The following is a 9,384-nucleotide window of genomic DNA, read 5'->3' on the forward strand; positions in this document are numbered from 1 at the left end:
ATGGTAAACTCGAATCTTGGGGCCATTGCTCCGAAGCAGAAGGCCAGTGGAGGTGGGCAGCTCAGTGTCTTTGCAAACGCCGAGAGCTTCAACTTGGCGACGCGCATGGCGACCGCCCTGGCGCAGTCTACGGTGGTCCCGAAGGCGTATCAGGGGAATGTGGGGAACTGTATGATTGCCATTGAGATGGCTTCCCGCATCAACACCAGTCCGATGATGGTCATGCAGAATCTTTATATCGTGAACGGGAATCCTGCGTGGTCCAGCCAGTGGATCATCGCCATGATTAACAGCAGCAAACGGTATAAGACGGAGCTTCAGTTTGAGTTCGGTCACGATCCTGCTGATGGGGGCCTGAGCTGTAAGGCTTGGGCGGAGGATTACTCCGGGCACCGGGTAGAAGGCCCGAAGATCACCATGAAAATGGCCCAGGATGAGGGATGGTCCACAAAATCCGGGAGCAAGTGGAAGACCATGCCGGAGGTTATGATTCAGTATCGGGCGGCTTCGTTCTTCGGACGCATGAATTGCCCCGACATGATTATGGGCATCTACTCACAGGAGGAGGTCATCGACATGGGGGACAGCTACAATGGCCCGATTGTCGAGGACTTCATCGTCAATCCTGAAACCGGGGAAGTTATCAGTTCTGAATCTGAACCTGATCCTCAGATTTCCCAGGAGCAGCGGCAATCCCTGTTCCGTATGGCAAAGGAACACTTGGGGACCGATGCGAACAAGATCCTGAAAGAGCTGGTCGCAAAGCATGGGTATGAATCCACGAATGGGATGCCGGTGTCTATCTACAATCAGGTGGTTAGCGAAATCATGCGTTTGGCCGAGGAGAAGCGGGCGGAGCGGCCCAGCTCTGAGCCTGTACCGGAAGATGGTGGTAGCCAGAAAGAGCCTGTCGAGTAATGGATCGTGAACTGGCGGCCAGACCGCCACGAAGGCAGGTGATGAAATGGCATGGGTCAGCGTACACGACAACGTGATAGGGGGTAAGCTCCGGGAACTGGCAAAAGAAATCGGCTGCACACAAGAGGAGGCCCTGGGAATCCTGGTGTCGCTTTGGATATGGGGTCTCAACAACGCCGACAAGGACGGCAAGCTGATGAGCGCCGACCGGGAGGATGTTTTGGAGGCGTTCAGCGTTAAGCTGGTCAGCGGCTTGAAAGTTGACATAGTTGACACGCTCGTCAAGACCAGATGGATGGATGAGCCGGAGCTGGGCGTCCTGTATATCCACGATTGGGACCAATGGCAGGAACAATGGTACAAAGCCATTGAACGCCGGGAAAAGGATGCGAAGCGAAAGGCTGAGTACCGGCAGGGCAAACGGTCTGGGAAGGCGCGGGCCGGTGCCGCTGGCAAAAAGAATGACGGTCTCGACCAGGAGGCTCTGTGGGGCAGCGATGGGGGATCGGAGGCACCAGTACAGCCGGAGGAACCGAGATATGCACCGGCGTTCGAGGAGTTCTGGCAGGCATACCCTCGGAAGATCGGGAAGGGCGAGGCATACAAGAAGTACCAAACCCGCCGGAAGGACGGGTACTCCGATGCCGAGTTACTTGAGGCAGCTAAGAACTATGCGATAGACTGCCGGCGAAGGAAGACGGAGAAGGAGTACATCAAGCACCCAAAGACTTTCCTGAGTGACAGCCTCCCGTTTCTGGACTACCTCCCCAAAAGGGAGAAGCCACAGGAAGACCCGGGAGCAGCGAAGACAAATCCGTTTGAAGAATGGGGTGAAGATACCTGATGGCAGAAGGTATGCTCAACACTTATGAATTTATGAAGAACATCGCAGCCCGTGGCTTGAGCAAGCAGGTCAGGAACCCCGGGGATTATGTAGGGCCGGATGGCCTGCTGATGTGCGGGAAGTGTGGGGAAGCAAAGCAGCGGATCATGGATTTTGCCGATCCGACACCAGAGAACCCGGAGCACACCAGCCAGCTCAAGGTCGCTACGATGTGCCGTTGCGAACGGGAGATTGAGGAGCAGCAGAAGAGAGAGGAGCAGGCGGCCGAGGACATGGAGCGAACCCGAAAACTGAAAAAGGCAAGCCTCATGGATGAAAAGTTCTCCTACGCCACCTTTGAGCACTTCAAGCCCACCAAGTACAACGAGAGGAACCTGAAGCTCTGCCGGCGGTATGCCGAGAAGTTCGACCTCATGCTGGAGAAAAATCAGGGGCTTTTATTCTGGGGCGACGTAGGGACCGGGAAGAGCTATGCGGCGGCTTGTATTGCAAACTACCTGCTTGACCGAAAGGCCCCGGTCATTATGACCTCATTCGTGAAGCTACTGGAAGTCATCCAGGCCAGCAGAGAGGAGGAACCGGCGATCCTATCCAGACTCGGATATGCCAGACTCGTTATCTTCGATGACCTGGGGGCCGAGCGGGGTACAGATTATGCTCTGGAGAAGGTCTACAACATCATCGACAGCCGGTATCGCAAGGGGCTGCCCATGCTCCTGACAACCAACCTCAGCCTCGATGAGATGAAGCGGGAGGTTGATGTTCGGTATAGCAGGATCTACGACCGTATCTTTGAAAACTGCTATCCGATGCAGTTCACCGGGCCGAGCTGGAGAAAGGTCGAAGCGAGTCGCAGATTCAAGGATATGGAGAAGCTGCTGGAGGAGGATTGATACCCAATGGGGGAAGTCGGTGAAAGAGGATACCTGAAAATCGGAAATGAGGCAGACCGGGTGGCTGTGGCCTCCATTCTGTATAAAAACGGCTATACCGTGAGACCGGTCCGTCGGAAAAAGAATGGGAAGAGCTACGAATACTTCCTGTTCTACCAGATGAACAGCATGGACGAGGAGGCGGTCGGCGATGAAGGTTAAATTCACCGTTCTCGGGGAGCCAGCCGGGAAAGGGCGCCCCCGATTCAGAAGCGTCGGCCCTTATGTAAAGACCTATACCCCAGAGAAGACGGTAAGCTACGAAAACCTCGTTAAGCTGGAGTACCGGCGGCAGTGCAATGACTTCAAGTTCGAGGACGGGGTGCCGCTTGACCTTAGAATTACGGCCTACTACTCCATACCTAAGAGCACCAGCAAGAAGAAGCGGGCTCTCATGGAGCAGTTCAAGATCCGGCCGATGAAGAAGCCCGACAATGACAATATCGTAAAGGTGGTCCAGGACGCCCTGAACTTGGTGGCCTACCACGATGATGTGCAGGTCGTTGATTGCCAGCTACGGAAATTTTACAGCGAAAACCCCAGGGTGGTTGTCACAATCCAGGAGGCTCCCGATGTTGTTTGCCTGTGAATTACCATTTGGTATTAAAAAGATATATACTGGAAAAGAGGACCGGTAGATTATGAGCCGAGAACTTGAATTTGATGGATGGTGGGAGGGCAGAGCGGTTTATAGCTGCGACTGCTGCCACAAAACCGAGAGCTTTCGCTTCGACAGCGAAGATATTGACTCCAAAGCCCACCGGAAGGAACTCCGGGAAAAGAAGGGCTGGATCACAACGCAGGTAAACGGCCAGTGGAAGGATTTTTGCTCCGAGGACTGCCGGAACCGTTATATCAGAAATCAGACGATTTGATAGGAGGAACAGAAAATGTTTGCAAATGACCTGAGTTTAAGCCTGAAGAGCGAGACCTTCTCTGCGCTGAAAGAGGATTTCGACAGCATCCTGGCCCGGACCATCGGGAACATGGAGATGAAGGGGGCCGAGGAAGCCACTGTGACCCTGAAGCTGGGCATTTCCCTGGAAAAGAGCAGCGTGAACAGCCCGAGCGGCCTTCAGGAGATCACAAAGCCGTCCTTCAAGCACGACATCAGCTCTGTGATGCAGGTGAAGGACAAGAAATCCGGCGCTCTCACTGGCGATTATGAACTGGTGTGGGATGCCGCAGAGGGGAAGTATGTGATGCGCCGCATTGATAACGGACAGGTGAGCATCTTCGACAGTGCTCAGACCGCTGGTGACGTGATCGACGCCGATTACACCGCACTCCCCGAAGGCCAGCGTGGGCTTCCTGAAGCCTCTCAGAACGATGAAGAGGCGGGGGATACCTCCGATACAGACGAGGCGGAAAACACCGAGCCTGACTCCGCCAACGAATCCGTGAACACCCCCGACGATACCTCCACGCCGTTCGGCTGGCTGAAGCAGTTCGCCGGCATGGATATGCGGGTGACCGAAGCGATGGGCAACTATACTGTCCGTACCGCCGAGAACAAGATCGTGCTGTCCTCTGCCACCAGTGAGACCTCCCAGTTCTACTGCCCGGCCGAGAAACTGGCTCCCCATGTCGGTCACAAGGTATCCTGTGTCGGTTATGGTGACGAGAACGGCGCAATCGTCAATGTCTCTGTGGAGTGCGAGGACTGCAATGAGGTTCTGTTTGAGCTGACCGCCCCGGGCGTGGTGGAGATGACCGATGAGGAGATCGCTGCGTCAGTTAATGAAGAAGGCACTGGGAACTACGATTACGAGGCTCCCGAGAGCGACAAGGAGGCTGAGTGATATGAGAAAGCTACTGCGGAGCATGGCGAAGGCCAAAATGGAGCGGATGGGATACTCCAAGGTGAACAGGCGGATGGCTTATGGTCATTGGCGTGAGGTTCTGGGGAAGGGGGCCTACCCCGGCTTCTATGGGAAGAAGCGCCAGAACAAGGGAAGCCGGCAGCCCATCCTGAAGTATTGAGGGTAGGGGCTATGATGACTGCGTTTAGAGTAACCGTGCTCATCGTCCTTGCGGTCACCGGCCTTGGGGTGGTCGCAGACGGCGCGGGTGGCCGCAAGGAATACGTCAGCACGTTTCTGGTATCTGGGGTTCTCTTTTTGGCGTCCATCGCTGTTGAGGCCCTTCTGTAAGTAACAGAGCAAGGGGAGAACTGTATATGAAATCGCCAATCGACATCATCAAGGGGCGGATCGTTGATTACGACCCCAGAACCAGCGAGGTCACCATCAAGGCCCGATATCCAGACTGGATGATGCTGACAAAGCGGGAGTACCGGGATTGCAACATCCAGCTCATCGATGGGCGCCCCCTGTCTGATAAGCAGCGCCGGACCTGCTATGCGCTTTTGAAGGACATCTCCAAGTTCACCGGAATGGGGCTTGACCCCACGAAGGAGTACCTGAAGATCAAGTTCCTGACTGAAGATTTGCAGGAAACGGCAGACCAGATGTTCTCCCTATCCAACGCTCCGATGAGCCTGGTGTGCGCCTTCCAGCGGTTTCTGGTCCATTTCATGCTGGATTGGGATATTCCATGCAGCATCCCCTTGCTCGAATTCGTGGACGATGTCCAGGACTACCTGTATGCCTGCCTGGTAGCGAAGAAGTGCTGTATCTGCGGAAAGCACACCGACCTGCACCATCTGGATCATGTTGGCGCTGGTCGGGATAGAGAGGAGATCATTCACGAAGGAATGGAGGTGCTGCCCCTCTGCCGTGAGCACCACACGGAGGTTCACCAGATCGGGCAGCTTACCTTCAACGACAAGTACCATATCAGCGGCGGCATCATCCTTGACCGGAAAATGTGCAAGCTGTATGGACTGAAGGCAAAGGAGGAAGACAATGCTCAATAAATGGGAGGGCATGGGGCGGCTCACCAAAGACCCAGAACTGCGGAGAACGCCATCCGGCACGGCCGTCGCTACATTCAGCATTGCCGTTGACCGGGACTTCAAAGGCAAGGACGGCGAGCGGGAGACCGACTTCATCGACGTTGTTGCCTGGAGGCAGACGGCCGAGTTCGTGAGCAAGCATTTCACAAAGGGGCGAATGGCCGTAGTGGAGGGCCGGCTTCAGATCCGGGATTACACCAATAAGGACGGCCAAAAGCGGCGAGTTGCGGAGATCGTTGCGGACAACATCTACTTCGGAGACAGCAAGCGCGATAACGATGGGGAGGGGTCCGCATACAACGATCCGCCGTCCTATGCTGACGGATGTGGAGCAGGAAATGACTGGAGCGAAATCGACGAAGGAGACGGAGAATGTCCGTTTTGATAGGAGATAGGTATGGAGAAGAGCAAAATTGAATGGACCGACAGCACCTACAATCCGGTAACGGGGTGCTACAACAACTGCCCGTACTGCTACGCCCGCAGGATTGCCAACCGCCTGAAGGGCTGCGATAACTGCCCAAGTGGAATTCGCCCTTCGCTTGCCAGGATTATAGAACTGTCTCACCGGCTCCAGGCCACCAGCAAGGACGGGAAAAAGAGAGCCGCTGCTTACCCCTTCGGGTTTACTCCGACACTCCATGAATACCGACTTGATGACCCGAAGAGCAAGGGCTTTGGGAAGAACGTATTCGTATGCTCGATGGCGGACCTCTTCGGCCCATGGGTGCCGGATTCCTGGATTGAAAGAGTGTTCCGGTCCTGCCTTGACGCTCCGGGCCATCGTTATCTGTTCTTGACGAAGAATCCCATCCGGTATGCCGAACTTGCCGAGGCAGGTATCCTCCCGAGGCGGGATGACTTCTGGTACGGAAGCACAGTAACGGGGCCGGAGGTTCCCGCCTTCTATGGAGGTGGATATAAAACCTTCGTCAGCATTGAGCCAATCCTGGAGCCGTTTGATGGCCCGGGAGCCGGCGGTATCGCAGATACCACGGATTGGGCGATCTTTGGCGCCGAGACCGGAAACCGAATGGATAAGGTCGTACCGGAGCGGAGCTGGATCGAAGGCGCTGTGAAGGCATTCCAGGACAAGGGCAAGCCGGTATTTATGAAGGACAGCATGAAGCCCGTATGGGGTAAAGAGCTGTTGACAGAATTTCCATGGGAGGACTAAGCGCATGAAGATCAGAATCAACACACACGGGAATGAACTGCCGGTCAGTCATGGGGAGTGGGTGGACCTCTACACCGCAGAAGATGTGGAGATGGGACCGCTTGATTTCAAGATTATATCCCTCGGCGTAGCCATGGAACTGCCGGAAGGCTACTACGCCCAGGTGGTGCCCCGGTCCTCCACCTGCAAGAACCACGGCATCATCATGGCTAACAGCATTGGTATCATTGAGCATAGCTACTGCGGAAACAACGATGTCTGGGGATTCCCGGCCGTTGCCATCCGACGCACCAAGATTCCGAAAGGCACCCGTATCTGCCAGTTCCAGTTGGTCAAACAGGCGGAGCCGATTGAGTTTGAGCAGGTCGATGACCTCGGCAATCCAGACCGAGGCGGATGGGGCAGCACCGGGAAAAGCTGACTGCGAGGTGGGCCATGGCAAAGCAAAGCGGGTATATCAAGCGTAAGAAGGTAGAGATCGGAGTCTGCCGGCAGGCAGAGAAGGAGACCTACATCCAGTTCATGTCTGATATGTTCCAGATCGCCTTGAACGACCCGGATGTCATGGGAAAGGATGTTCTGGGCGAGGATAGGATAAAGTGTGTGGTAGAGGCCGCCGGCAGGAACTTCGATACCTTCCACGGAGCACTGGAGAATATCCCGGAAGCCGACTACTTCCAGGAAAAGCTCGATTCCAGGCTTGGAAGGATTTTCAAAGAAAAACTGGTGCCCTTTGCAGACCGGTATCCCTGGCTCAAGAGGCAGGTCTACTAATCAGCCAGGGGAGAGCGAGGTGATTGGGCTTCTGACCATGGAGGAGAAACGATATGATGTCGCCGCGGTGAAGGAGCGTCTGAATGAATACCGCGAGAAAGAGCGGGATATAGACAACCAGATCGAGCGTCTGGTGCGTCTGGTCACTAAGATGAGCAGCGTCAGGGCCCAGACCATCACTGATATGCCCAGATCCCAGGGGACGGATGGTGACCGAATTGGAAAGCTCGTTGCAGAAAAGGAAGAACTGGAGGCGGATATTCGCAGTGATGAGCGGGACCAGAAAGAGGAGTGGGGCAAGATTGAAGCTATCTTGTCCAAACTCAAGCACTCGGATGAGCGGGCGGTAATCCGCATACGGTATCACGACAGGGAGAGCTGGTCTACGGTCGCCGAGGTCATCTTCGGAAATGTGGAGGACTACCTTGACAGGGAGGGGACCTACATCCGGCGGGTTCATAAAATCCATGGCTCCGCCCTTCTGAATATGGCGAAGATCATGGAGGACGGTGAGCCGGATACAGAGGTTCCTGCGGTTATGTAGCCTATATTCCATCATCCAGAAACCTTCCAGCGGTTTTAGGAGCCAATTTGAACAGGGCGGAGCGGTCTGATTGGACTGCTTCGCCCTGTACTTGTTTCCGTTGATATTAGAAAACAGTTTTGAAAAATAATCGAAAACATATTGACTTAGGCGGCCGGTGTTGTAAAGTAAAGTTACAATAAATCAACACCAAAAGGCACTGATAGGAGTAGATGAATATGAAAAACGAGTATCTGGAGAAGATTTGTGACCGTATTCAGAACGGGGAGGAGGTCGGAAGAAATCAGCGGGAACTGGCTTGGGCGTACAAGCAGCCGGCCTATCAGAAGTTCGGCCGGATCTGTCTGGACCATCCCATCCACACCGACAAGGATGCGGCGGCCATCGCCCAGGAGCTTTCCCTGGCTGGCATCAATGAGCTGTATATCACCAGCCAGTCCAGCAATCAACTCGATCTGTGGGCGGTGATGGACGCCTTTGGCCTGAAGCTACGCGGGATCGGCTTCATCGACAATGCGGATTACATCGCCGACGTTGAGCGGTGGGGCAGCAGCGATCTTCCTGAGACGATTGCGGCTCTCCGGTTCAGCTTCAAGGAGGATGCGAAATGAAATTCCTTTACAGGATGAACTCGGCTCCAGCCGGTCGGTACTACGACGAAGACCTTGTCAAACGAAGAGTCCCTGTCATCGAACTTGACCGCAGAAAGGAACAGGAACTCTACTGTGGGAGCCTCTGGTACGACAAAAAAGGCCAGCCCTGGGCCATTGTGGAGAGCATCGAAAAGAAGGCCGATTTTCCCAACATCGACGAAGCCTACAAGGCTCTTGCTGTGTATCTGGACCATCAGGAAGTTCCATTTTGTATTACATTTGGATGAAAGGAGAAAAGAACATGAACGACACAACCTGCCCCTACTGCGGGGCCGAAAAGAAACTCGGCTTCCTCTGCCCGGAATGTGGCCGGACAGGGAAACGTGTGTTTGTTATAGCCTACCGCTCAAGCTACGGATTTCAGGAAGTGGAGGTTGAAGGTTTCGACAATGCTCAGGATCAGGTGGCGTCCATCACCAATGCTGGGTGCTTCTTGGTGGGGATCACGGAGAAGGAGGTCGTGAAGTGAGAGAGTTGCAAAAGGCTGAGGCCCTAGCCCGAATGAAACTGATCGGCATCTTCCCGGAGGCCATCAAACAGTTCGACCGAGACGGAAAGGTCAACATCAGTGAGCCTCCGTTCGGGGAGCTATATTGGGCGTAGGACTGGGATCTCGACCACATCG

At 54.7% G+C, this 9,384-nt stretch carries 19 protein-coding genes; all 19 read left to right on the forward strand.

What is annotated here, in order from left to right:
- The 19 genes from NE584_RS00425 (at position 1) to NE584_RS00515 (ending at position 9,362) form a co-directional block, all read left to right on the forward strand.
- Complete coding sequence (locus NE584_RS00425) at positions 1-918, forward strand: hypothetical protein (RefSeq protein WP_256181266.1); 918 nt, start codon at positions 1-3, stop codon at positions 916-918.
- Between the two features lie 46 nt (positions 919-964).
- The gene (locus NE584_RS00430; protein WP_256181268.1) at positions 965-1,762 is read left to right on the forward strand and encodes a hypothetical protein; all 798 of its coding nucleotides are present in this window, start codon (positions 965-967) and stop codon (positions 1,760-1,762) included.
- The gene (locus tag NE584_RS00435) at positions 1,762-2,655 is read left to right on the forward strand and encodes an ATP-binding protein (RefSeq protein WP_256181269.1); all 894 of its coding nucleotides are present in this window, start codon (positions 1,762-1,764) and stop codon (positions 2,653-2,655) included. The genes NE584_RS00430 and NE584_RS00435 overlap by 1 nt, the downstream gene beginning before the upstream one ends.
- A gap of 6 nt (positions 2,656-2,661) precedes the next feature.
- On the forward strand, positions 2,662-2,856 hold the full coding sequence (locus tag NE584_RS00440) for a hypothetical protein (protein ID WP_256181271.1): 195 nt from the start codon (positions 2,662-2,664) through the stop codon (positions 2,854-2,856).
- A complete protein-coding gene (locus NE584_RS00445) occupies positions 2,846-3,283 on the forward strand; it encodes a RusA family crossover junction endodeoxyribonuclease (RefSeq protein ID WP_256181273.1) in 438 nt (145 codons plus the stop codon). The genes NE584_RS00440 and NE584_RS00445 overlap by 11 nt, the downstream gene beginning before the upstream one ends.
- A 52-nt stretch (positions 3,284-3,335) precedes the next feature.
- On the forward strand, positions 3,336-3,569 hold the full coding sequence (locus NE584_RS00450) for a hypothetical protein (protein WP_256181275.1): 234 nt from the start codon (positions 3,336-3,338) through the stop codon (positions 3,567-3,569).
- 15 nt (positions 3,570-3,584) lie between these two features.
- On the forward strand, positions 3,585-4,496 hold the full coding sequence (locus tag NE584_RS00455; RefSeq protein ID WP_256181276.1) for a hypothetical protein: 912 nt from the start codon (positions 3,585-3,587) through the stop codon (positions 4,494-4,496).
- Between the two features lies 1 nt (position 4,497).
- Entirely contained in the window at positions 4,498-4,677 is a 180-nt protein-coding gene (locus tag NE584_RS00460; RefSeq protein ID WP_256181277.1) for a hypothetical protein, read from the forward strand.
- Between the two features lie 11 nt (positions 4,678-4,688).
- Positions 4,689-4,847, forward strand: a complete 159-nt coding sequence (locus NE584_RS00465) for a hypothetical protein (RefSeq protein ID WP_256181278.1) — start codon at positions 4,689-4,691, stop codon at positions 4,845-4,847.
- A 26-nt stretch (positions 4,848-4,873) separates the two neighbouring features.
- Positions 4,874-5,572 carry a putative HNHc nuclease gene (locus NE584_RS00470; RefSeq protein ID WP_256181279.1) on the forward strand — a complete coding sequence of 233 codons (699 nt, stop codon included), beginning with the start codon at positions 4,874-4,876 and terminating at the stop codon, positions 5,570-5,572.
- Complete coding sequence (locus tag NE584_RS00475; RefSeq protein ID WP_256181280.1) at positions 5,562-5,996, forward strand: single-stranded DNA-binding protein; 435 nt, start codon at positions 5,562-5,564, stop codon at positions 5,994-5,996. The genes NE584_RS00470 and NE584_RS00475 overlap by 11 nt, the downstream gene beginning before the upstream one ends.
- Positions 5,997-6,008: 12 nt before the next feature.
- Positions 6,009-6,788 (forward strand): DUF5131 family protein, encoded by a 780-nt coding sequence (locus NE584_RS00480; protein ID WP_256181281.1) that lies wholly within the window; start codon positions 6,009-6,011, stop codon positions 6,786-6,788.
- Between the two features lie 4 nt (positions 6,789-6,792).
- Entirely contained in the window at positions 6,793-7,209 is a 417-nt protein-coding gene (locus NE584_RS00485; protein ID WP_256181282.1) for a deoxyuridine 5'-triphosphate nucleotidohydrolase, read from the forward strand.
- Positions 7,210-7,223: 14 nt separating this feature from the next.
- On the forward strand, positions 7,224-7,562 hold the full coding sequence (locus NE584_RS00490; RefSeq protein ID WP_256181283.1) for a hypothetical protein: 339 nt from the start codon (positions 7,224-7,226) through the stop codon (positions 7,560-7,562).
- A gap of 19 nt (positions 7,563-7,581) precedes the next feature.
- Positions 7,582-8,106 carry a hypothetical protein gene (locus tag NE584_RS00495; RefSeq protein ID WP_256181285.1) on the forward strand — a complete coding sequence of 175 codons (525 nt, stop codon included), beginning with the start codon at positions 7,582-7,584 and terminating at the stop codon, positions 8,104-8,106.
- 218 nt (positions 8,107-8,324) lie between these two features.
- On the forward strand, positions 8,325-8,717 hold the full coding sequence (locus NE584_RS00500) for a hypothetical protein (RefSeq protein WP_256181286.1): 393 nt from the start codon (positions 8,325-8,327) through the stop codon (positions 8,715-8,717).
- Complete coding sequence (locus NE584_RS00505; protein WP_256181287.1) at positions 8,714-8,986, forward strand: hypothetical protein; 273 nt, start codon at positions 8,714-8,716, stop codon at positions 8,984-8,986. Before NE584_RS00500 ends, NE584_RS00505 begins: the two co-directional genes overlap by 4 nt.
- Positions 8,987-9,000: 14 nt before the next feature.
- The gene (locus NE584_RS00510) at positions 9,001-9,228 is read left to right on the forward strand and encodes a hypothetical protein (RefSeq protein ID WP_256181288.1); all 228 of its coding nucleotides are present in this window, start codon (positions 9,001-9,003) and stop codon (positions 9,226-9,228) included.
- Entirely contained in the window at positions 9,225-9,362 is a 138-nt protein-coding gene (locus NE584_RS00515; protein WP_256181289.1) for a hypothetical protein, read from the forward strand. The genes NE584_RS00510 and NE584_RS00515 overlap by 4 nt, the downstream gene beginning before the upstream one ends.
- The last annotated feature ends 22 nt before the right edge of the window (positions 9,363-9,384 follow it).

This window comes from Clostridium sp. DFI.5.61 (genome assembly GCF_024462915.1).
Lineage (GTDB): Bacteria > Bacillota > Clostridia > Oscillospirales > Oscillospiraceae > Lawsonibacter > Lawsonibacter asaccharolyticus.